This window comes from Micromonospora sp. USAFONa4 (genome assembly GCF_057197825.1).
The window spans coordinates 5,661,154-5,680,962 of record NZ_CM170072.1; the positions used below are offsets into that span (position 1 = coordinate 5,661,154).

Below are 19,809 nucleotides of genomic sequence, written 5' to 3' on the forward strand. Positions count from 1 at the left end.
TCCATCGTGGGTGCCCGTCCCGCCCAGCGGGTTTCCCGGCCCCGGGTCAGGCCGTGGCCGTCCGGCCCCGGATCAGCACCTCGACGCCGTCGAGGATCCGGTCGAGGCCGAACTGCCACTCCGTGTCGAACACCCCGTCCTGCTGTCCTTCGGCGCCCTCCGCCAGCAGCTCCCGGATCGCCGGGTAGGCGCCGTGCCGGGTCAGCAGGGCGAGCTGGTGCCAGTACCGCATCCCGGCGTCGTCGGGGTCGAGTTGTTCGCGCGCCGCGGCTTCGTCGAGGTCGGCGGTGAGGGTGGCCCAGTTCCGGGCGTACCCGCTGACCAGCATGATCGTCGAGAGCCGCTCGACGCCGTGCAGGCCGGTGCCGTGCAGGGCGGCCAGCCCCTGCTCCATCCAGCGCACCTGGTTGGGGCCCAACGGCGGGCCGCTGATCGGGACCTGCCGGATCCACGGGTGGCGGTGGATCGCCGTCACGTTGGCCAGCGCCCAGCGGGCGAGCGCCGGCCGCCAGCCCTCGTCCGGGGCGCGTGGCGCGGGCGGGTCCCCGTACGCGGTGTCGGCCATGAGCTCCAGCAGGTCGTTCTTGGCGGAGACGTAGCGGTAGAGCGACATGGTCGCCACGCCCAGCTCGCTGGCGACGCGGCTCATCGACACCGCCGGCAGCCCGTCGGCCTCGGCCACCCGGATGCCGGCGGCCACCACCTGCCGCATCGTGAGGCTGCGCCGGGGTCCCCTGCCGGGGCGTTCCCGCAGGCCCCAGGCGAGCTCGATGCTCTCCGGCAGCTCGACGTCGGCGTCGCTCACTCTCACCTCCCGGTACGCGGCGTTGACCGCCATCCTAGCTTCTGCGTATGGTGCACGCAGAACAGCGTATGACGTACGCAGAAAACGGAGGGTGAGGGGCGATGGGAGTGACGGACGCGGCGGTGGAGACCGTCGACCTACGCAGGTCCTACGGCGGGGTGGCGGTGCTCGACGGCCTGAACATGCGGGTCGCCCGGGGCAGCGTGCACGCCCTGCTCGGCCCGAACGGGGCGGGCAAGACCACGACCGTCCGGATCCTGGCCACGCTCACGACGCCCGACGGGGGCGTGGCCCGCGTGGACGGCCACGACGTGGTCCGCGACCGGAGCCGGGTCCGGCGGGCGATCAGCCTCGCCGGCCAGCACGCGGCGCTCGACGACCAGCAGACGGGCGCGGAGAACCTGCACATGATGGCCCGGCTGGCCGGGCTGGCCCCGGCCGCCGCCCGGCGGCGCGCCACGGACCTGCTGGAGCGCTTCGACCTGGTCGCCGCCGGCGGCCGTCGGGTGGTGACCTACTCCGGCGGGATGCGCCGCCGGCTCGACCTCGCGGCCAGCCTGGTCGGCCAGCCGTCCGTGATCTTCCTCGACGAGCCGACCACCGGCCTCGACCCGCGCAGCCGGCAGGGGCTGTGGGAGGTGGTCGCCGAGCTGGCCGGTGCCGGGGTGACCGTGCTGCTCACCACGCAGTACCTGGAGGAGGCCGACCGGCTCGCCGACCGGATCGCGGTGCTGCACGGGGGCCGGCTGGCCGCCGAGGGCAGCGCGGGCGACCTCAAGCGCCGGTTCGGCGCCCACCGGCTGGAGCTGACGCTGCGTGACGCGCGGAGCTTCGCCGAGGCGGCGCACCGCCTCGGCGGGCGCGTCACGCACCGCGACCCGGCCCGGCTGGAGCTGGCGGTCGCCACCGACGGCGGCGCGCCGGAGATCCGTCACCTGCTCGACGAGGTCGACCCCGACCGGCAGGGGCTCTCCCGGTTCACCGTCCGCGAGGCGACCCTGGACGACGTCTTCCTCACCCTCACCGGCGACCCGGTGCCCGCCCGACGGGAGGCGGCCGGTGTCTGAGCTGACCCTGCGGCCGACCCGTGCCGGCGAGGCCCTCGTCATGATGGCGCGCTGCGTACGGCTGTCCCGGCGCAACGTCGACGCGCTGCTGACCTCGCTGCTGCTGCCGGTGCTGCTGATGCTGCTCTTCGTCTACCTGTTCGGAGGCGCGATCGACACCGGCACCCGCTACGTCACCTACGTCGTGCCCGGCGTCCTGCTGCTCTGCGCCAGCTTCGGCGCGGCGACCACCGCCGTCAGCGTGACCACCGACCTGACCAACGGGATCATCGAGCGGTTCCGCACGATGGACGTCAGCGCCACCGCGATCCTCGGTGGGCACGTCGCCGCCAGCATCGCCCGCAACACCGTCTCCACCGTGCTGGTGCTGGCCCTCGCCGTCGCCATCGGCTTCCGCCCGGCCGTGGACCCGCTGCGCTGGCTGGCCGCGTTCGGGGTGCTGCTGCTCTTCCTGCTCGCCGTGTCCTGGCTGTCGGCCGCGTTCGGCCTGCTGGCCCGCACCCCGGAGGCCGCCAGCGGCTTCACCTTCCTGGCGATGTTCCTGCCGTACCCGAGCAGCGCCTTCGTGCCGGTGGAGACGATGCCGGGCTGGATCCGCGGCTTCGCCGACCACCAGCCCGTCACGCCCGTCATCGAGACGCTGCGCGCCCTGCTGCTGGGCACCCCGACGGGCACCGCCCCGGCCCTGGCGGTGGCCTGGTGCCTCGGCGTCCTGGCCGTCTCGGTGCCCCTGACCGCCGTGCTGTTCCGCCGCCGCGTGGCCTGACCGCCACCACCCTGGGGGGTACGCGACGGCGGCACCGGACCTCGTCCGGTGCCGCCGTCGTCGCGTCAGTCGTTGAGCACCTGGGAGAGCCGGTCGCGGAAGCGCCGCTCCGAGTCGCTGACCACGTCCCCGCCGAGGCCCAGGATGCCGCCGCTGGAGGCCGCGCCCACCACCTGCTCGGCGATCTCCACCAGCCAGTGCTTGTAGGCGCCGGCCTCGCCCTCGTCCGTCCGGGCGGCCAGCAGCACCGCCGCCTCCCTGGCCCGGCCCAGCACGTCCTCCAGGTAGGCGCGCGGGTCGGACGGCGCGATGACCGGCATCTCCTCGCCGGCCTCCGGGTCGCCCACCCGGGTGACGATCTCGCCGGCCACGGCCGCGACCAGCGGGCTGGCCGACTCCCGGCCGGTGGCGATGGTCTCCAGCCCGGCCGCGTTCTCGGCCATGGTGCGCCGGGTGCCGTCGGACTCGGCGGCGCTCGCCGCGGTCAGCACCGACTGCGGCAGGCCGACCAACAGCCCCCACTCCTCGTCGGAGAAACCGAATCCGGTGTACGCCGGCTGCTCGATCACGGCAAAGCCCCTTTCCGCACTGATGTCGCTCGTCGTCCACGGCCCCGGCCAGCGGCGCCCGGCTCAGGCTAGTCGAGGGTCAGCAGGCCCTGTTCGGACACCACGCTGACGGACAGCGTCTTGTACCCCACCTCGTCGAAGAGAACCGTCATCCGGTCCTCCTCGTAGCTCAGCACCAGGCCGTGCCCCCACTCCGGGTGCCGCACCTGGCTGTGCACGGGGAAGGGCCCGACCGCGCCGTCGTCGGGGGTGCTGGTGCCGGCGTGGCAGTTGTCGCAGTGCCCGCAGACCTCGGTCATCTGCTCACCGAAGTAGGCCAGCAGCGTCTGCCCCCGGCAGGCGGTGGTCTCGGCGAAGGCCCGCATCATGTCGGTACGCGAGCGGGTCACGGTCTGCTGCCGCTCGGCCTCCGCCAGGGCCGCCGCGGCGGCGTCCACGGGCGGGGGGGAGTAGCGGGGGGCACCGAGGCGCTGCTTGGCCCTCGGCTCGGCCGCACCGACCTGCTCCAGCAGGGCGAGGTACTGGCCGAGCTTGCGCGGGCCGAGCCCGGTGAGCTCGCGCAGCTCCTTCTTGTTGCGTGCCTTCTTGCGCAGCAGCGCGGACAGGTCGCGCAGCTCGTCGGCGTTCGGCAGGCCGCCGCTGAAGAAGCGTTGCAGCCCGACGTCCTCGCCCTGCCACAGCAGCAGCACCCGGGCCGGGGCGCCGTCACGGCCGGCCCGCCCGATCTCCTGGAAGTAGCTGTCCGGCGAGTCCGGCAGCGCCATGTGGACCACCCAGGCGATGTTCGGCTTGTCGATGCCCATGCCGAACGCCGAGGTGGCGACCATGATCGGCACCTGGTCGGCGAGGAACGCCTCGTGCAGTTCGGCGCGCGGCCCGGCCGCCATCCCGCCGTGGTAGTACTGGGCCGGGTAACCGGCGTCGGTGAGCCGGGCCGCCAGCTCCTCGGCGGAGCGCCGGGTGGGTACGTAGATGATGCCGGGCCGGGTGTCGTCGCTCAGCAGGGCGAGCAGCCGCCGCCACCGGTAGTCCTCGGTGGGGCAGTGCGCCACCTCGAGGAACAGGTTCGGCCGGTCCAGCCCGGAGACCACCACCTCGGGCTCGGTCAGCCGCAGCCGGGCGATGATGTCGTCGCGTACGGGCGGGGAGGCCGTGGCGGTCAGCGCCACCACCGGCGGCCGGCCGATGCCGTCGATGAGGTGACCCAGCGCCAGGTAGTCCGGGCGGAAGTCGTGCCCCCAGGCGGAGATGCAGTGCGCCTCGTCGATCGCCACCAGCGCCGGCTTCAGCGACTTCACCTCGGCCATCCGGTCCGGGTTGGCGAGCTGCTCCGGGGTGATGAAGAGGAACTCGGCCCGCCCCTCGCGGATCTCGGTGATCGCCTGCGCCTGCTGGGCGGCCGACTCGTTCGAGCTGATCCGCACCGCACGCAGCTCCGGCCGCTGCCGCTCGTTGAGCGCCGCGATCTGGTCCTGCTGGAGGGCGAGCAGCGGGGAGATCACCACGGTCGGGCCGGGGATCAGGCTGGCCGGGATCTGGTAGATCGCCGACTTGCCGGCGCCGGTGGGCAGCACCACCAGGGCGTCACGGCGCTTCATGACCGCCCGCATGGCGGCCAACTGGTGGGGCCGCAGTGCGGTCCAGCCGAAGAGGCTCTTGGCCGCGCGGCGCAGTGTCGTGGAGTGCGTGGACAGTTTCATCGAGGGCCGGAGGTACCCGACGCGACCAGCGCCGAAACCGCGCCTCTGGTGTAAGGAAGGGGCCCTTCCTTACACCAGAGGCGGCGGTCAGCGTACGCGGGGGAACACCTCGCGCTGGTAGAGGTCGAGCAGGCCCGGCCAGTTCGGGCCGGTGTTGGCCACGTAGACCTCGTCGAAGCCGGCCTTGGCGTACTGGTCGATCTTCGCCAGGTGCGCGTCGGTGTCCCGCCCGCAGACGAAGGCGTCCTTCATCGCCTCCGGCCGGACCAGCTCGCCGGCCTGCTCGAAGTGCCGCGGCGACGGCAGCACCTGGGACAGCTCGCCGGGCACCCCGGCGTTCGGCCACCGCTCGTACGCGATCCGCACGCCCTCCTCCTCGCTGGGCGCGTACGCCGCCTTGAAGCCGGCCTGGCACGGCTTGTCGCCGCCGCCGTTCTCCCGGAACCGCCGGACGAGTTCGGCGTCGGGCGAGGTGTTGACGAAGCCGTCGCCGATGCGGGCGGCGAGGTCGACGGCCTTGGGGCCGAAGCCCGAGACGTAGACCGGCGGGGGAGCGTCCGGCAGCGTGTAGATCCGGGCGTGCTCGACGGTGTAGTGCTTGCCGTGGTGGTTGACGAAGCCGCCCCGCCACAGCTCGCGCATCACCTCGACGGCCTCCTCCAGCATCTCCAGCCGGACGTCGGCCTGCGGCCAGGCGTCGCCGAGGATGTGCTCGTTGAGCGCCTCGCCGCTGCCCACCCCGAGCACGAACCGCCCGGAGTGCAGGACCGCGCTGGTGGCCGCCGCCTGCGCCAGGACGGCCGGGTGGAGGCGCACGGTCGGGCAGGTCACGGCGGTGGTGACCGGGAGCTGGCAGACCTGGCTGAGCGCGCCGATCATCGACCAGACGAAGGGGCTCTGCCCCTGCGCGTCCGTCCACGGGTGGTAGTGGTCGGAGATCCAGAGCGCCTCGAAGCCGGCCCGCTCCGCGCCGCGCGCCTGCTCCAGCAGCTCGGCCGGCGTGTACTCCTCGGTGGACAGAAAGTAGCCGATCCTCATCGTTCCCCCTTGCCGTGTCGTACCGGTCCAACGAGGCAGGCGGTACCCCGCCGGCCGCCGTCGAACCGCGGTGCCGGCGCCGGGCGGCGCCTCAGCGCCGGAACATTGCGCGGATCGCGGCGAGCAGCAACAGGCCGCCGACGACCAGGCCGAGCAGGCGTACGCCGGGGATGTCGGCCGGGCTCGTCGCGTCGGCCAGCAGCAGGGGATCCATCCCCGAACTGTCCCCAGCTCCGCGCCCGACGGCAACTGTAAGGTTTATTGACTATTTACTCGCACGGTGTGACCATGTCAGCACCGCCGCCGGTGGCGGGCCGCCGGGCGCGGAGAAGACGGGGGTACGACGACCGCATGAGCGAGCGACACATCAGCCACCACACCGGCGGGCCGGCGTGAGCGGGCGCGACGGCAGCCTGACGGCCCTGGCCGCCGCCGTCCTCCAGCCGGGCTTCGTCGGCACCACGCCGCCACCCTGGATCTGCCGCTGGCTCGGCGAGGGCCTCGGCTCCGTGGTGCTCTTCGCCCGCAACGTGGTCGACCCCGAGCAGGTGGCCGCCCTCACCGCCACCCTGCGCGCCGAGCGCCCCGACGTCGTCGTCGCCATCGACGAGGAGGCCGGCGACGTCACCCGGATCGAGTCCGCCCGGGGCAGCTCCCGGCCCGGCAACTTCGCCCTCGGCGCGGTGGACGACCCGGCGCTGACCGAGGAGGTGGCCCGCGACCTGGGCGCCGACCTCGCCGCGCTGGGCATCACCCTCGACTACGCCCCCGACGCCGACGTCAACTCCAACCCGGCCAACCCCGTCATCGGCGTACGCGCCTTCGGCGCCGAGCCGGCGCTCGTCGCCCGGCACACCGCCGCCTGGGTACGCGGCCTCCAGTCGGGCGGGGTCGCCGCCTGCGCCAAGCACTTCCCGGGGCACGGCGACACCCAGGTCGACTCGCACCACGACCTGCCCCGGATCGGCGCCGACCGGGCCCGCCTCGACGCCGTGGAGCTGGCCCCGTTCCGGGCCGCCGTGGCCGCCGGGGTGCAGTCCGTGATGACCGGCCACCTGCTGGTGCCGGCGCTGGACCCGGAGCTGCCCGCCACCCTCAGCAACCGGATCCTGGGCGGGCTGCTCCGCGACGAGCTGGGCTTCTCCGGCGTCGTGGTCACCGACGCGGTGGAGATGCGGGCGGTCGCCGACCGGTACGGCTTCGCGGCCACGGCCGTGCGCGCCCTCGCCGCCGGCGCCGACGCGATCTGCATCGGCGGGGAACGCGCCGACGAGGGGACTGCCCGGCTGCTGCGGGACGCCATCGTCGCCGCGGTCGTGGCCGGCGACCTGCCCGAGGAGCGCCTCGCCGAGGCGGCCAAGCGGGTGGGACAGCTCGCCGCCTGGACGGTGGCCGCCCGGGCCGAGCGGCCGTCCCGGTCCCGCCCGAGCGCCGCCGGCTCGGCCGTCGGGCTGGCCGCCGCCCGCCGGGCGCTGCGGGTCACCACCGCGCCCGCCGGCGTCGGCGCGCTGCCGCTGACCGGCCCCGCCCACGTGGTCGAGTTCGAGCCGCCGCGCAACATCGCGATCGGTCCGGAGACCCCGTGGGGGCTCGCCGCCCCGCTGGCCGACCTGCTCGCCGGCACCACCACCGTCCGCTACGCCGAGGCCGACGTGCCCGCCGACCCGACCGCCGGGGCGGCCGGCCGGTGCGTGGTGCTGGTGGTGCGCGACCTGCACCGGCACGACTGGATGCGGGCGTCGGTGAGCCGCGCGCTGGCGGCCCGCCCGGACGCGGTCGTGGTCGAGCTGGGCGTGCCCGAGCTGGTCACCGGCGCGGTCCACGTCGCCACCCACGGCGCCACCCGGGCCGCCGCCCACGCCGCCGTCGGGCTGCTGACGGGTCGCTGACCGCCCCCGCACCCCCGACCGGTACCCCCGGGCTACGGCTCGGGGGTGACCAGATCGGCGTACTCGGGGTGGCGGCCGATGAAGGCCGCCATGAACGGGCAGCGCGGCACCACCGTCGTGCCGCGCTCGCGGAGCTGGTCGAGGGTGCCCCGGACCAGGGCCGCGCCGACGCCCATGTTCTGGAACCTCGGGTCGACCTCGGTGTGGGTGAAGACCAGCACCTCGCCGCGGGGCAGGTACGCGGTGAACCCGGCCAGCGCGTCGTCGACCAGGATCTCGAACCGGTGCTTGGCGGAATTGTCCTCGACCAGGGTGCTCACCCGGCCATTCTGCCCCCGCGACCGGCGAGCCGGTCCAGTTCGCCGAGCAACCGGTCCACCTCGTCGACGGTGTTGTAGTGGTAGAGGCTGGCCCGCACCGCCCCGCCGCTGTCACGCAGCCCCATCGCCTGGAAGTACTCGTACGCGTAGTAGTCGCCGGCGGAGAGGCAGAAGCCGGCCGCGCCCAGCTCCTCCTGGGTCCGCTGCGGGGAGAGCCCGGCCAGCCGGAAGGACACCGTCGGGCAGCGCCGGGCGGGGGAGCCGAGCACCGTTACGCCGGGCAACGCGGCCAACCCGGCGAGCAGCCGGTCCAGCAGCGACTCCTCGTACGCCCGCGCGGCGCTCAGCCCGGCGACCAGCCGCTCGCGGCGGCTCCCGGTGGCCGTCGGGTCCAGCCCGGCCAGATGGTCCACGGCGGCGGCCACGCCGGCCAGCAGGGGGAAGCTCGGCGTGCCGTACTCGAAGCGCTCCGGCACCGCGTCGGACGACGGCAGCAGCTTCGCCGGACGCAGCCGCTCCCACGTCGCCGGGGCGGCCACCATCGCGGCCAGGTGCGGCCCCGACCACTTGTAGGCGCTGGTGACCAGGAAGTCGGCGCCCAGCGCGGCGACGTCGGTGGGCCCGTGCGGCACCGAGTGCACGCCGTCGACGCAGACCAGCGCCCCGGCGGCGTGCGCGGTCGCGGCGATCGCCGCCACGTCCGGGACGGTGCCGGTCGCGTTGCTGCCCGCGGTCACCGCGACCAGCCGGGTCCGCTCGGCGACCAGTTCCGCGTAGCGGGCCGCCGGCAGCTCCGCGGTGTCCCGGTCGAACTCGGCCCAGCGCACCGTCGCGCCGGCGGCTTCGGCGGCCTGCACCCAGGGGCGCACGTTCGCGTCGTGGTCGAGCCGGGAGACCACGACCTCGTCGCCGGGCCGCCAGCCGGCCCCCAGGGTCCGGGCCAGGGTGTAGGTCAGCGCCGTGGCGCTCGGTCCCAGCACCACTCCGTCGGGTTCGGCGCCGAGCAGGTCGGCCACGGCCGAGCGGGCGGCGGCCACCATCTCCAGCGAGCGCCGGCCGGGCGCGAAGGCGGCGCTGCGGTTGCCCACCGCCGCGCGCATGGCGGCGGTGACCGCGTCGACGACTCCGGCGGCGGTCTGGGTGCCCCCGGCGCCGTCGAGGTGGACGAAGCCCTCGGCGAGGGCGGGGTAGGCGGCCCGGGTGCAGGCGATGTCGAACGGCATGCCCGGGACCCTAACGCCCCGCCTCCGGCGCCCCACCTGGGCGGATGATCACGCCCTGCCGGAGTGGCCCGCGTCTCGTACCCTTGGCGGGGTGACGAACCGACGTGTTGCCTTCCCGCTGACCCCCACCCGCCGGGCCGCCGGCCTGCTGGCCGGCCTCGCGCTCGGCGTCGCCGTGCTCGCCGGCTGCAGCTCCGAGGGCGCCAGCACCGACTGCGGCCTGGACGCCTGCACCGTCACCTTCGACCGGGGCGTGGACGCCCGCACCACCATCTTCGGGGTGGAGGCCAAGCTGATCGGCGCGCAGGGCGACCAGGTCACCGTCGAGGTCGCCGGCGAGCAGCTGTCGCTGACGACGGGCCAGCAGGCCACCGAGGTCGGCGGCTTCGCGGTGACGCTCGACAGCGTCACCGACCAGGAGGTCAAGATCCGGGTGTCGAGGAATCCCGGCAACTGACCCGTCGGGGCGGCGGTGGCCGACGTTTGGAAATCTTCGTATTCGGTGATTGAGGCGCCATGTCACTCACCCGGAATGCCGAAGCCACCGCCTCCCGTACGGCGAACAGCAGGTGGCTCGAGTTGTTGGCCAGAGTCGGTTTCATCGGCTACGGCATCGTGCACCTCCTGTTCGCCTGGCTGGCGTTGCAGATCGCCTTCGGCAAGGCCGGCGACGACGGCGACCAGTCCGGCGCGCTGCGCACCCTCGCCGCCCAGCCGCTGGGCAAGTTCCTCGTCATCGCCATCGCGGTCGGCCTGCTCGCCATGGCGATCTGGCAGGCGCTGGAGGCGGCCGTCGGGCACCGCGCCGAGCGCGGCAAGGAGCGTGTCTGGGAGCGGATCGCCTCGGCGGGACGCACCGTCGTCTACCTCTACTTCGCCTGGACGGCCTTCAAGGTCTTCAAGGACGCCGGTTCCAACAGCGCCGACCAGCAGGAGGCGCTGACCGGCAAGCTGATGGAGTCCTCAGGTGGCCGCTGGCTGGTCGGCCTGGCCGGGCTCGGCCTCGCCGCGATCGGCGTCGGCCTGGTGATCTACGGGGTGATCAAGCGCTTCGAGAAGCACCTCAAGACCGGCGAGATGGACGCCAGGACGCGCCAGCTCACCCGCCGGCTGGGCATGGCCGGCTACATCGCCAAGGGCGTCGCGTACGGCATCTCCGGCCTGCTGATCATCCTGGCCGCCGTCAACTACGACCCCGAGAAGGCCCGCGGTCTGGACGCGGCACTGCGCACGCTGCGCGACCAGGCGTACGGCCAGATCCTGCTCACCCTGGTGGCGCTCGGTATCGCCGCCTTCGGCGTCTTCTGCTTCCTGCAGTCCCGGTATCGCAAGGTCTGAACCTGGTCGATTCCGGCGTCGCCGGGCACTATTGGGCCTTTGCCCGAAGCACGTGCCCGGCGACAGGAGGAGGAAAGAACCTGTGCAGAGCTACCTCGGGACGATCGTCGCCGCGCTCGCCGCGGCGGCGATCGCCTTGTTCGCGGTCGAGGTCGCGCACCGCGTGATCCGGCGGGTCGGTAGGCGCTCGCTGCTGCTGACCGAGCTCACCGACCACGCGCACCGGTCGATCCAGGTCGCCGCCACCGTCGTCGCCGTCCAGTTCGCCGTACGGTTCAGCACCGGCTACGCGGTCGGCGACCAGTGGCGGCAGGCGCTGCTGCACCTGCTGGTGCTCGGCGTGATCGCCAGCGTCGCCTGGCTGGTCGCCTCGCTGCTCGTCGTGGCGGAGGACACCGCACTGGCCCGGTTCCGGGTGGACGTGCCGGACAACCGGCACGCGCGGCGGGTGCGGACCCAGGTGGTCATGCTGCGCCGGTTGACGATCGCGGTGATCGTCGTACTGGCGGTGGGCGTGATGCTGATGACCTTCCCGGCCGTACGCGGCATCGGCGCCGGTGTGCTGACCAGCGCCGGTGTGGTCGGTGTGGTCGCCGCGCTGGCCGCGCAGAGCCTGCTGGGCAACGTCTTCGCCGGGCTCCAGCTCGCCTTCAGCGACGCGGTCCGCCTCGACGACGTCGTGGTGGTCGAGGGGGAGTGGGGCCGCATCGAGGAGTTGACGCTCAGCTACGTGGTCGTGCAGATCTGGGACGACCGGCGGTTGATCCTGCCCACCTCGTACTTCACCAGCAAGCCCTTCCAGAACTGGACCCGCACCGAGGCGGCGGTGCTGGGCACCGCCGAGTTCGACGTCGACTGGGCGGTGCCGGTGCAGGCCATGCGGGAGGAGCTGCGCCGCCTCGTCGAGGGCACCGAGCTGTGGGACGGCCGGGTCTGCGTGCTCCAGGTGACCGACGCGACCGGCGGGACGATCAAGGTGCGTGCCCTGGTCAGCGCCGCCGACGCCGGCAGCCTCTGGGACCTGCGCTGCCTGGTCCGCGAGCACCTGGTCGCCTGGATCCGCGACCACCGGCCGACCGCCATGCCCCGGATGCGTACCGAGATCGGGGACGCGGAGAGCAACCTGGCGTGGCAGTGGGTACGCCCCCGCCGGCCGGTACGCCGGCTCAACGACGCCGAGGTGCCCGACGACGCGCGGGTCTTCGGCGGCAGCGACGACGGCGACGCCCGAAGCGAGGCCTTCGTCGGCCCCGACGAGCCCGCCGAAGCCCGCCGCTGACCCACCCTCCCTCTCTCCCTCCCACCACCCACCCGGTCCACCCGAAGGGGCGGGCGCGCCCCGCCCCTTCCCACGGCGCCCGCCGCAAGGGCGGGCCGCCCCGCGCCCGGTCCCACCCCCACCCCGCCCGCCTCAAGGCGCGGCGTCGATCATGCAGTTGTGGCCCCCGGCAAAAGGGGCATTGCTCGGACAAGGCCGACCACAACTGCATGATCGACCCAGTGGTGGGCGGGGCGAGGGCCGCAGCGCGGGGTGGGGCGCGGGGTGGGGTGGGATGGGTCGTGACCTGTGGGGGGCGGGGGCGTTGGAGGTGTGGGCGGGGTTGTGCCTCGTGGGGCGGCCGGGCGGAGTGCGCTGGCTCGGGAAGTTTGACCGGGCGTTTGGCGGGGACCTGCTGCGCGACGCTTCTGCACCTTCTTCCGCGCCGTGCGGCGGCTCGGGGACGCGGCGGTCGGGGCTCAACGGCTGCCGGGCGAAGGATTGACGGGCGGCGACTCCGGGCATACAGCGCGGTGATGATGAAAGGAGGACAGCATGGCTGACGTGGCGAACGCCCGCACATCCCGTACCGGGAGCGAGCCGTCCACCGCCGAGCTGGTGCAGCGGGCCACGGAGCAGGTCTCCCGCCTGGTCCGGGACGAACTGGCCCTGGCCCGGGCGGAGCTGACCCAGAAGGGCAAGCACGCCGGCATCGGCATCGGTCTCTTCGGCGGCGGCGGGGCGCTGGCGCTCTACGGCCTGGGTGCCCTGGTCGCCACCGCGATCCTGCTGCTCGACCTGGTGCTTCCGGCCTGGGCGGCGGCCCTGATCGTCGCGGTGGTGCTCTTCGCGATGGCCGGGGTCCTGGCCCTGGTGGGCAAGAAGCAGGTCAGCCAGGCGGTCCCGCCGGTGCCGCAGGCCGCGGTCCGTAGCGTCCGGGCGGACGTGGACACGGTCGCCGCCGCCGTGAAGGACAGGGGACGGGCATGACGACGGGCAACGGCCGGGGCACCGGCGACACCGAGGCGCTGCGGGAGGAGATCCGGCGGACCCGGGTCGAGCTGGGGGAGACGATGGAGGCGTTGGCGGCCAAGGCCGACGTCAAGGCGCGGCTAAGGTCCTCCGCCGACCAGGCGAAGGAGCGGATGCGGGACCAGACGGCGCAGACCGTGGCCCGGGTGCGCGGGCAGGCGGCGCAGAAGGCGCAGCTCGCCCGGGAGCAGGCGCAGGAGAAGGGCGCCGTCGTACGGCGTAACCCGACGCCGTTCGTCGCCCTCGCGGCGGGCGCGGTGGCGGCCGTGATCGTGTTGGTGATCGTGCGGGGGAGGCAGCGGTGAGCAGGGGCATCGGGAAGGCCGCGTACAAGCCGGTCGGCGTGTTGATGGGCATCGCCGCCGGTACGGTCGCAGGCGCGATCTTCCGGCAGGTGTGGAAGATGACGGCGGGCGACGGCGAGGCGCCCAGCGCCACCGACGAGGACCGCGGCTGGGGCGAGATCCTGGCGGCGGCGGCGTTGCAGGGCGCCATCTTCGCGGTCGTCCGGGCCGCCGTGGACCGGGGTGGCGCGGTGGGCGTACGCCGGTTCACCGGAAGCTGGCCGGACTGACCCGACGACGACGAAAAGGATCCCCGTGCCGGTGCGCTGGTGCGGGGGTCTTTTCGCACGGGTGCAAGGGCCCACCCAGCGGATCTTCGGCACCCGTCAGGTCACATGTCGAAGAATTTCGTCCGGTACTCTGTGCAGAGTTTTCGCTACGTGGTTTGCTGTTCCACGCTGTTGAGAGATGGCGTGGGTTGAGCGAAGTCTCCTTCGTGGGGGCTGCCTCAGGCACCGCTGCTCGAAAACGGCCAATCGGCCGCACGGCGTGCTCGGCCGCCAGTTTTAGAAGGAGATACACATGGCGCAGGGAACCGTGAAGTGGTTCAACGCAGACAAGGGCTTCGGCTTCATCACCGTCGACGGCGGGGGTGCTGACGTGTTCGTCCACTTCTCGGCCATCCAGACCAGCGGCTACCGCACGCTGGAGGAGAACCAGCGGGTGGAGTTCGAGATCGCCCAGGGTCAGAAGGGTCCGCAGGCCGAGCAGGTCCGCCCCATCTGAGCAGTGCCGGTCGGCAGCCGCCGGCCAGTGGGTGATCCGACGCCCGGATCACAGCGAAGCCCCGTATCCCGCCCGGGATGCGGGGCTTTCCGCGTCCACAGGGCTCGCCGCCGCGGCCGGTACGCGAGCTGCCGGCGCCCGGCCCGTCGCTCGCCACCCTGGCCGCCCACCGGAAGGGGGCAGCCGAGACGGCGGCGGGCGGCGCTCAGCGTCGCTTGCGGGCGTGCAACCCGAACCAGAGCGCGACCAGCCCGGCCAGGACGACGACGGGCCCCAGCACGGCCCAGATCCGCTCGTCGGTCATCACGCTGCCCTCGACGTAGCCGAGGCCCTGCACCGTCCACACCGCACCGCCGACCACGGCGAGCAGGCCGAGGGTGAGCGGCAGCCAGCCCTTCATCGCGTCTTCCCTCCGTCGATCTCCGCCCGGGCCGCCCGACTCACCACCGGTCGTGCACCTGCGGACGGACCAGTTCGTCGTAGACCTCCGCCACCGCCGCCAGCTCCCGTCCGGAGAGCGGGGCCTGGCCGGCCACGGCGGCGTTGCCCCGGGCCTGGGTGGCGTCGCGGGCGCCGGGGATGACCACGGTGACGCCGGGCTGGTCGACGACCCAGCGCAGCGCGAACTGGGCCATCGTGCGTCCGTCGCCGACCAGCGGCGCCAGCCGGCGCACGGCGGCCAGGCCCAGCGCGAAGTCGACACCGGAGAAGGTCTCGCCGACGTCGAACGCCTCGCCGTGCCGGTTGTAGGTGCGGTGGTCGTCGGCGGCGAAGGTGGTGTGTTCGTCGTACCGGCCGGAGAGGAGCCCGCTGGCCAGCGGGACGCGGGCGATGACGCCGACCCCGGCGGCGGCAGCGGCCGGGAGCACCCGGTCGAGGGGCTTGTGCCGCAGCGCGTTGAGGATGATCTGGACGCTGGCCACCCCCGGCCGGGCGATGGCGGTGAGCGCCTGCGCGCAGGTCTCCACGCTCACCCCGTAGCCGGCGACGCGTTCCTCGGCGACCAGGGTGTCCAGCGCGTCGAAGACGGCGTCGTCGGCGAAGACGGCGGTGGGCGGGCAGTGCAGCTGCACCAGGTCGAGGGTGTCCGTGCCGAGGTTGCGCCGGGACCGGTCGGTCCACTCGCGGAAGTGCGCCAGGGTGTACGCCTCGGGTGTCTGCGCGACGCGGCGGCCCATCTTGGTGGCCACGGTCAGCCCGGCGTCGGGCCGGCTGCGCAGGAACCGCCCGATGAGCTGCTCGCTGCGCCCGTCGCCGTAGACGTCCGCCGTGTCGAGGAAGGTGACCCCCGACTCGACGGCGGCGGTCAGCACGGCGGTGGCGTCGGCCTCGCTGACCGTGCCCCAGTCCGCGCCGAGCTGCCAGGCGCCCAGCCCGACCACCCCGACGCGCCGCCCCAGCCGGGGAAAGGTGCGCTGCTCCATGGGACTGAGCCTAGTGATCGGCTTGTCCGGTCGCGCGACGGGCCGTACGGTGAAACAAGACGGACGTACGGTTTGGGAGGCGGCGATGTGGGATCCGACGGCGTACCTGCGCTATGGCGACGAGCGCTCGCGGCCCTTCCACGACCTGCTCGCCCGGGTCCCGGCCGAGCGCCCGCGCGCGGTGGTCGAGCTCGGGTGCGGCCCGGGCAACCTCACTGCCACCCTCGCCGCGCGGTGGCCGGACAGCCGGGTCGCGGGCCTCGACTCCTCGCCGGAGATGATCGCGGAGGCCGCCGCCACCGCCGCCGGGGTCTCCTTCGCCGTCGGCGACGTCCGGCACTGGCACCCGGAGCCCGACGTGGACGTCGTGGTCAGCAACGCCGTGCTCCAGTGGGTGCCCGGCCACCGGGAGCTGCTCACCCGCTGGGCCAGGGAACTGCCCGCCGGCGCCTGGCTGGCCGTGCAGGTGCCGGGCAACTTCGACGCCCCCTCGCACCGGGCGCTGCGCGAGGTCGCCGACCGTCCGGCATGGCGTGCCGACGTCGCCCCGCTGCTGCGCCGGCCCCCGGCCGACGACACCGCCGTCGGCTACGCCGAGCTGCTGACCGGTGCCGGCTGCGCGGTGGACGCCTGGGAGACTACCTACGTGCACCTGCTGCCGGCCCGCGTCGACGCGGACCATCCCGTGCTGAGCTGGCTGGAGGGGACCGCGCTCCGGCCGGTCCGCGCGGCCCTGGACCCCGCCGGCTGGGCCGACTTCCGGGCCGAGCTGGGCGTACGACTCGCCGAGGCGTACCCGGTCCGGCACGCTCAGGTGCACTTCCCGTTCCGCCGCGTCTTCTTCGTCGCCCGCACCGGCGCCCGCGCAGAGGAGAACCAGTGACCGACCTGCAAACCTTCATCGCCGGACTGCCCAAGGTGGAGCTGCACGTGCACCACGTCGGCTCCGCCTCACCCCGGATCGTCGCCGAGCTGGCCGCCCGCCACGAGGGCCGCAGCCCCGTGCCCGCCGACCCGGCCGCGCTCGCCGACTACTTCGCCTTCCGCGACTTCGCACACTTCATCGAGGTCTACCTGAGCGTCGTGGACCTCATCCGCGACCCCGAGGACGTCTGGCTGCTCACCCACGAGGTCGCCCGCGAGCTGGCCCGCCAGCAGGTCCGCTACGCCGAGCTGACCGTCACGCCCTACTCGCACGTGCACCGGGGGATCCCCGCGCCCGCCTTCTGCGAGGCGATCGAGGACGCCCGCAAGCGGGCCGAGGCGGACTTCGGCATCGAGCTGCGCTGGTGCTTCGACATCCCGGGCGAGGCCGGCCTACCGGCGGCCGAGGAGACGCTGCGCATCTCGCTGGAGGAGCGCCCGGACGGGCTGATCAGCTTCGGCCTCGGCGGCCCCGAGATCGGGGTGCCCCGGCCGCAGTTCAAGCCGTACTTCGACCGGGCCCGGGCGGCCGGGCTGCGCTCGGTGCCGCACGCCGGCGAGACCACCGGCCCGCAGACGGTCTGGGACGCGCTGCGCGACCTCGGCGCGGAGCGCATCGGGCACGGCATCTCCGCCGCGCGGGACCCGGAGCTGCTGGCCTACCTCGCCGAGCACCGCATCGGCATGGAGGTCTGCCCGACGTCCAACGTGCGTACCCGCGCGGTCGCCAGCATCGAGGAGCACCCGCTGCGGCAGTTGGTCGAGGCCGGCCTGCTGGTCACCATCAACTCCGACGACCCGCCGATGTTCGGCACCACCCTCGACGAGGAGTACGCCGTCGCGGCCCGGCTGCTCGACGTGGGCCCGGAGGGGCTGGCGGCGCTGGCCCGCGACGCGGTGACCGCCTCGTTCCTGGACCCGGCCGGCAAGCGGCGGATCACCGCCGAGATCGACGCCCACCTGGCGACCGCCACCGGCTGAGGCCTCGGCGGCGGCCGGACGGGCGCCCACAGCGTCGGCGCGGGACTGCTCGCGGAGGGGACGGCGCGCGGCGGGAGGAGGTGTGGGGGGACCGAGTCTCCCGCCGCGCGCCCGGCTCCACCGGCCGGTGGGGTGCCCCGAGGCATTGACCGGTGGAACTGATGGGTTCGGATTCGATCCTGTCAGCGCCGGCCCGCTCCGGCACCACGGTTAACCGCGATCTAAGGAAGACTTGCGCCGCCCCACAACCGGCCGCCGGACCGGGGCGCCCGGCCGGGCCGCGGCTCAGTCGTCGGTGGGCCGCTGGCGGGGCCAGCGACGGCTGCCGGTCTTCTGCTCCCGGGCCATCCGGCCGACCAGGCCGAACCGGCTGACCTGCCGGGGCGTCGCCTCCGGGTCGGCGAGCAGCATCACCACGCTCGCCCCGCCCAGCCGGGCCCGGTCGATGCTGACCGAGCCGTTCGCCTGCAACGCCACCCGCTTGGCGATGTCCAGCCCCAGCCCGGTCGAGCCCTGGTCGCTGGCGCCCCGGCGCAGCGCCCGGTCCGGGTTGGCGATCCCCGGCCCGGCGTCGTCGATCCGGATGGCCACGTACCCGTCGCGGCGCGAGACCGCCACCTCGAACGCGGTGCCCTGCGGGGTGTACCGGAAGACGTTGCCGATCACCGCGTCCAGCGCGGCGGCCAGCTCGGCCCGGGGAACCGGGGCCGGGATGCGCAGCTGGGCGCCGCTGACCCGGTGCGGCCGGTTCTGGTCGCCGGCCAGGGCGGCCCAGAACACCATCCGGTCGCGTACCACCTCGCTGACGTCGCACATCGCCGGCCCGGCCTCGTGCGCGACCGCCTTGCGGGTGGTCTTGATCAGCACGTCGATCTCGCCCTCGAGAGTGACGATCGCCTGCCGGATCCGGCGGATGCCGCGCCGCCGGTCCAGTTCCGCCTCGCTGAACGAGCCCACGCTGGTGTCGTCGGACTCCAGCGCCTCCGCGTCGAGCCGCAGCACCGTCAGCGGGGTGCGCAGCCGGTGCGACAGGTCGGCGACCAGCTCCCGTTCGTCGGTGCGGGCGGCGTCCAGCCGGTCGGCCATCCGGTTGAAGGCGTGCCCGGCCTCGGCCAGCTCACGTGGGCCGCTCGGGTCGACGCGTACGCCCTGGTCGCCGTCGCCGATCGCGAGCGCCGCGCGGACCAGGCCCCGGGCCGAGTCGACCGCGCGGGCGGCGACCCGGTCCACCACCAGCACCGCCGCGCCCACCAGGGCGGCGGCCACCCCGAGCAGCAGCAGCCACCGGCTGTTGCCGGCCAGCTCCGACTCGGGCACGAAGACCTCGACCACGGCCGTGGTGTCGCCGAGCACCACCGGGTCCAGCCGCAGCACGCCGCCCTCGACGTCGACGACCACGGAACGCCGCTCGGCCCGCGCGCGCTCGAGGCTCCCGGCGTCGGCCCGGCCCGCCGAGTCGTCCACCCCGAGGCCGTGCACGACCGGCCGGGTGGCCGGGTCGTCGCCGCTGGCCGCCACGACGCGCTGCACCACGGCGGGGTCGGTGCTGACGGCGAGCGCGCCGGTCACCAGCGCGCTGCGTCGGGCGGCGTCCGCGATGGCCTCCTCGCGCGCCCGGTCGGCGAGACCGAGGGCGAGCGGGACGAGGAACGCGAGCGCCACCAGGGCGCACATGCCGGCCGTGAGCAGGGCCAGCGACGGCCTCAGTCCGGCGCCACCAGCCGGAAGCCGACCCCCCGCACGGTGCGCAGGTAGCGCGGCTTCGCCGCGGACTCGCCCATTTTGCGGCGCAGCCAGTACAGGTGAACGTCGATGGTCTGGTCCTCGCCGACCGATGGCTGCCGCCATACCTCCTCCAGAAGCTCCCGGCGGGACACTACCCGGCCCGGCCGCGCGGCGAGATAGGCCAGCAGGTCGAATTCCTTGCGGGTCAGCGCCAGCGGCTCGCCGTCGAGGTGGGCGCTGCGCTCGCCGACGTCCACCCGCAGCCCGCCGACGCTGTGCACCGCCGGCTGCACCGTCCGGCTGGCCCGCCCGGCCCGGCGCAGCACGGTGGTGATCCGCGCGTCGAGGTGCGCGCCGGTGAACGGCTTGACCATGTAGTCGTCGGCCCCGGCGCGCAGCAGCCGCACCACGGACTGCTCGTCGTCGCGGGCGGTGGCGATGATGATCGGCACGTCGGTGATGCCGCGCAGCATGCGCAGCGCGTCCGAGCCGTCGAGGTCGGGCAGCCCGAGGTCGAGCACCACGAGGTCGGGGGTCTCGGCCGCCACCCGGCGCAGCGCGTCCAGCGCCGTGCCGACGGCGTGCACGGCGTGCCCCCGGTCGGCGAGGGATCGCAGCATCGCGCCGCGTACGACGTGATCGTCTTCGACCAGGAGCACGGTGGCCACAGCAAGACCGTA

General features: G+C 74.2%; 23 protein-coding genes. 12 read left to right on the forward strand and 11 right to left on the reverse strand.

Features of this window, described 5'->3' with window-relative positions; genetic code table 11:
* Positions 1 to 46 precede the first annotated feature (46 nt).
* On the reverse strand, positions 47 to 805 hold the full coding sequence (locus tag AC0OO9_RS24915; RefSeq protein WP_484512765.1) for a TetR/AcrR family transcriptional regulator: 759 nt from the start codon (positions 803 to 805) through the stop codon (positions 47 to 49).
* A gap of 101 nt (positions 806 to 906) precedes the next feature.
* Here AC0OO9_RS24915 and AC0OO9_RS24920 point away from each other — a divergent pair, with 101 nt between their 5' ends.
* Positions 907 to 1,872 (forward strand): ATP-binding cassette domain-containing protein, encoded by a 966-nt coding sequence (locus AC0OO9_RS24920; protein ID WP_484512767.1) that lies wholly within the window; start codon positions 907 to 909, stop codon positions 1,870 to 1,872.
* Positions 1,865 to 2,638: an ABC transporter permease gene (locus tag AC0OO9_RS24925; protein ID WP_225852357.1), complete on the forward strand. Its 774-nt coding sequence runs from the start codon at positions 1,865 to 1,867 to the stop codon at positions 2,636 to 2,638. Before AC0OO9_RS24920 ends, AC0OO9_RS24925 begins: the two co-directional genes overlap by 8 nt.
* A gap of 65 nt (positions 2,639 to 2,703) precedes the next feature.
* On the opposite strand, the gene AC0OO9_RS24930 is transcribed toward AC0OO9_RS24925, so the two are convergent.
* The 4 genes from AC0OO9_RS24930 to AC0OO9_RS24945 form a co-directional block, all read right to left on the reverse strand.
* Positions 2,704 to 3,207, reverse strand: coding sequence for a hypothetical protein (locus AC0OO9_RS24930; RefSeq protein WP_484512769.1), 504 nt, complete (start codon positions 3,205 to 3,207; stop codon positions 2,704 to 2,706).
* A 68-nt stretch (positions 3,208 to 3,275) separates the two neighbouring features.
* A complete protein-coding gene (locus AC0OO9_RS24935; protein WP_484512770.1) occupies positions 3,276 to 4,907 on the reverse strand; it encodes a RecQ family ATP-dependent DNA helicase in 1,632 nt (543 codons plus the stop codon).
* A gap of 87 nt (positions 4,908 to 4,994) precedes the next feature.
* Positions 4,995 to 5,945 (reverse strand): TIGR03557 family F420-dependent LLM class oxidoreductase, encoded by a 951-nt coding sequence (locus AC0OO9_RS24940; protein ID WP_484512772.1) that lies wholly within the window; start codon positions 5,943 to 5,945, stop codon positions 4,995 to 4,997.
* Positions 5,946 to 6,036: 91 nt separating this feature from the next.
* On the reverse strand, positions 6,037 to 6,159 hold the full coding sequence (locus AC0OO9_RS24945) for a hypothetical protein (protein ID WP_255474757.1): 123 nt from the start codon (positions 6,157 to 6,159) through the stop codon (positions 6,037 to 6,039).
* 178 nt (positions 6,160 to 6,337) lie between these two features.
* Between AC0OO9_RS24945 and AC0OO9_RS24950 the strand changes: the two genes are divergently transcribed.
* Positions 6,338 to 7,834, forward strand: coding sequence for a glycoside hydrolase family 3 protein (locus AC0OO9_RS24950; RefSeq protein WP_484512774.1), 1,497 nt, complete (start codon positions 6,338 to 6,340; stop codon positions 7,832 to 7,834).
* 32 nt (positions 7,835 to 7,866) lie between these two features.
* On the opposite strand, the gene AC0OO9_RS24955 is transcribed toward AC0OO9_RS24950, so the two are convergent.
* Both AC0OO9_RS24955 and AC0OO9_RS24960 read right to left on the reverse strand, forming a co-directional pair.
* Positions 7,867 to 8,154, reverse strand: coding sequence for a GNAT family N-acetyltransferase (locus AC0OO9_RS24955; protein WP_484512775.1), 288 nt, complete (start codon positions 8,152 to 8,154; stop codon positions 7,867 to 7,869).
* Positions 8,151 to 9,377, reverse strand: a complete 1,227-nt coding sequence (locus AC0OO9_RS24960) for a cysteine desulfurase-like protein (protein ID WP_484512777.1) — start codon at positions 9,375 to 9,377, stop codon at positions 8,151 to 8,153. The genes AC0OO9_RS24955 and AC0OO9_RS24960 overlap by 4 nt, the downstream gene beginning before the upstream one ends.
* Before the next feature lie 91 nt (positions 9,378 to 9,468).
* On the opposite strand from AC0OO9_RS24960, the gene AC0OO9_RS24965 reads away from it, so the two are divergent.
* From AC0OO9_RS24965 to AC0OO9_RS24995, 7 genes are all read left to right on the forward strand, one after another.
* Positions 9,469 to 9,834 carry a hypothetical protein gene (locus tag AC0OO9_RS24965; RefSeq protein ID WP_484512779.1) on the forward strand — a complete coding sequence of 122 codons (366 nt, stop codon included), beginning with the start codon at positions 9,469 to 9,471 and terminating at the stop codon, positions 9,832 to 9,834.
* A gap of 59 nt (positions 9,835 to 9,893) precedes the next feature.
* Positions 9,894 to 10,715 (forward strand): DUF1206 domain-containing protein, encoded by an 822-nt coding sequence (locus tag AC0OO9_RS24970; protein WP_484512780.1) that lies wholly within the window; start codon positions 9,894 to 9,896, stop codon positions 10,713 to 10,715.
* An 82-nt stretch (positions 10,716 to 10,797) separates the two neighbouring features.
* Positions 10,798 to 11,994, forward strand: coding sequence for a mechanosensitive ion channel family protein (locus AC0OO9_RS24975; RefSeq protein ID WP_484512782.1), 1,197 nt, complete (start codon positions 10,798 to 10,800; stop codon positions 11,992 to 11,994).
* Between the two features lie 534 nt (positions 11,995 to 12,528).
* Positions 12,529 to 12,963 (forward strand): phage holin family protein, encoded by a 435-nt coding sequence (locus AC0OO9_RS24980; protein ID WP_151456905.1) that lies wholly within the window; start codon positions 12,529 to 12,531, stop codon positions 12,961 to 12,963.
* Positions 12,960 to 13,310, forward strand: a complete 351-nt coding sequence (locus AC0OO9_RS24985) for a DUF3618 domain-containing protein (RefSeq protein ID WP_393167051.1) — start codon at positions 12,960 to 12,962, stop codon at positions 13,308 to 13,310. Before AC0OO9_RS24980 ends, AC0OO9_RS24985 begins: the two co-directional genes overlap by 4 nt.
* Positions 13,307 to 13,579, forward strand: a complete 273-nt coding sequence (locus AC0OO9_RS24990) for a DUF4235 domain-containing protein (RefSeq protein WP_121395419.1) — start codon at positions 13,307 to 13,309, stop codon at positions 13,577 to 13,579. The genes AC0OO9_RS24985 and AC0OO9_RS24990 overlap by 4 nt, the downstream gene beginning before the upstream one ends.
* 292 nt (positions 13,580 to 13,871) lie before the next feature.
* A complete protein-coding gene (locus AC0OO9_RS24995) occupies positions 13,872 to 14,075 on the forward strand; it encodes a cold-shock protein (protein WP_007075740.1) in 204 nt (67 codons plus the stop codon).
* 205 nt (positions 14,076 to 14,280) lie between these two features.
* On the opposite strand, the gene AC0OO9_RS25000 is transcribed toward AC0OO9_RS24995, so the two are convergent.
* Positions 14,281 to 14,475: a hypothetical protein gene (locus AC0OO9_RS25000; protein ID WP_484512785.1), complete on the reverse strand. Its 195-nt coding sequence runs from the start codon at positions 14,473 to 14,475 to the stop codon at positions 14,281 to 14,283.
* Between the two features lie 40 nt (positions 14,476 to 14,515).
* Positions 14,516 to 15,499, reverse strand: coding sequence for an aldo/keto reductase (locus AC0OO9_RS25005; RefSeq protein ID WP_484512787.1), 984 nt, complete (start codon positions 15,497 to 15,499; stop codon positions 14,516 to 14,518).
* An 85-nt stretch (positions 15,500 to 15,584) separates the two neighbouring features.
* On the opposite strand from AC0OO9_RS25005, the gene AC0OO9_RS25010 reads away from it, so the two are divergent.
* Together AC0OO9_RS25010 and AC0OO9_RS25015 are read left to right on the forward strand one after the other, a co-directional pair.
* On the forward strand, positions 15,585 to 16,382 hold the full coding sequence (locus AC0OO9_RS25010) for a trans-aconitate 2-methyltransferase (protein WP_484512789.1): 798 nt from the start codon (positions 15,585 to 15,587) through the stop codon (positions 16,380 to 16,382).
* On the forward strand, positions 16,379 to 17,404 hold the full coding sequence (locus AC0OO9_RS25015) for an adenosine deaminase (RefSeq protein ID WP_132240810.1): 1,026 nt from the start codon (positions 16,379 to 16,381) through the stop codon (positions 17,402 to 17,404). Before AC0OO9_RS25010 ends, AC0OO9_RS25015 begins: the two co-directional genes overlap by 4 nt.
* A 285-nt stretch (positions 17,405 to 17,689) precedes the next feature.
* On the opposite strand, the gene AC0OO9_RS25020 is transcribed toward AC0OO9_RS25015, so the two are convergent.
* The gene (locus AC0OO9_RS25020; protein ID WP_484512791.1) at positions 17,690 to 19,078 is read right to left on the reverse strand and encodes a HAMP domain-containing sensor histidine kinase; all 1,389 of its coding nucleotides are present in this window, start codon (positions 19,076 to 19,078) and stop codon (positions 17,690 to 17,692) included.
* A 29-nt stretch (positions 19,079 to 19,107) separates the two neighbouring features.
* On the reverse strand, positions 19,108 to 19,797 hold the full coding sequence (locus AC0OO9_RS25025) for a response regulator transcription factor (RefSeq protein ID WP_089001050.1): 690 nt from the start codon (positions 19,795 to 19,797) through the stop codon (positions 19,108 to 19,110).
* Positions 19,798 to 19,809 lie beyond the last annotated feature (12 nt).

Excerpts from the sequence above, each read along its gene's own strand:
- AC0OO9_RS24920 (WP_484512767.1), top strand. The coding sequence starts at position 907 with ATGGGAGTGACGGACGCGGCGGTGGAGACCGTCGACCTACGCAGGTCC.
- AC0OO9_RS24935 (WP_484512770.1), bottom strand. The coding sequence starts at position 4,907 with ATGAAACTGTCCACGCACTCCACGACACTGCGCCGCGCGGCCAAGAGC.
- AC0OO9_RS24940 (WP_484512772.1), bottom strand. The coding sequence starts at position 5,945 with ATGAGGATCGGCTACTTTCTGTCCACCGAGGAGTACACGCCGGCCGAG.
- AC0OO9_RS24945 (WP_255474757.1), bottom strand. The coding sequence starts at position 6,159 with ATGGATCCCCTGCTGCTGGCCGACGCGACGAGCCCGGCCGACATCCCC.
- AC0OO9_RS24960 (WP_484512777.1), bottom strand. The coding sequence starts at position 9,377 with ATGCCGTTCGACATCGCCTGCACCCGGGCCGCCTACCCCGCCCTCGCC.
- AC0OO9_RS24970 (WP_484512780.1), top strand. The coding sequence starts at position 9,894 with ATGTCACTCACCCGGAATGCCGAAGCCACCGCCTCCCGTACGGCGAAC.
- AC0OO9_RS24980 (WP_151456905.1), top strand. The coding sequence starts at position 12,529 with ATGGCTGACGTGGCGAACGCCCGCACATCCCGTACCGGGAGCGAGCCG.
- AC0OO9_RS24985 (WP_393167051.1), top strand. The coding sequence starts at position 12,960 with ATGACGACGGGCAACGGCCGGGGCACCGGCGACACCGAGGCGCTGCGG.
- AC0OO9_RS24995 (WP_007075740.1), top strand. The coding sequence starts at position 13,872 with ATGGCGCAGGGAACCGTGAAGTGGTTCAACGCAGACAAGGGCTTCGGC.
- AC0OO9_RS25000 (WP_484512785.1), bottom strand. The coding sequence starts at position 14,475 with ATGAAGGGCTGGCTGCCGCTCACCCTCGGCCTGCTCGCCGTGGTCGGC.
- AC0OO9_RS25005 (WP_484512787.1), bottom strand. The coding sequence starts at position 15,499 with ATGGAGCAGCGCACCTTTCCCCGGCTGGGGCGGCGCGTCGGGGTGGTC.
- AC0OO9_RS25010 (WP_484512789.1), top strand. The coding sequence starts at position 15,585 with ATGTGGGATCCGACGGCGTACCTGCGCTATGGCGACGAGCGCTCGCGG.
- AC0OO9_RS25020 (WP_484512791.1), bottom strand. The coding sequence starts at position 19,078 with ATGTGCGCCCTGGTGGCGCTCGCGTTCCTCGTCCCGCTCGCCCTCGGT.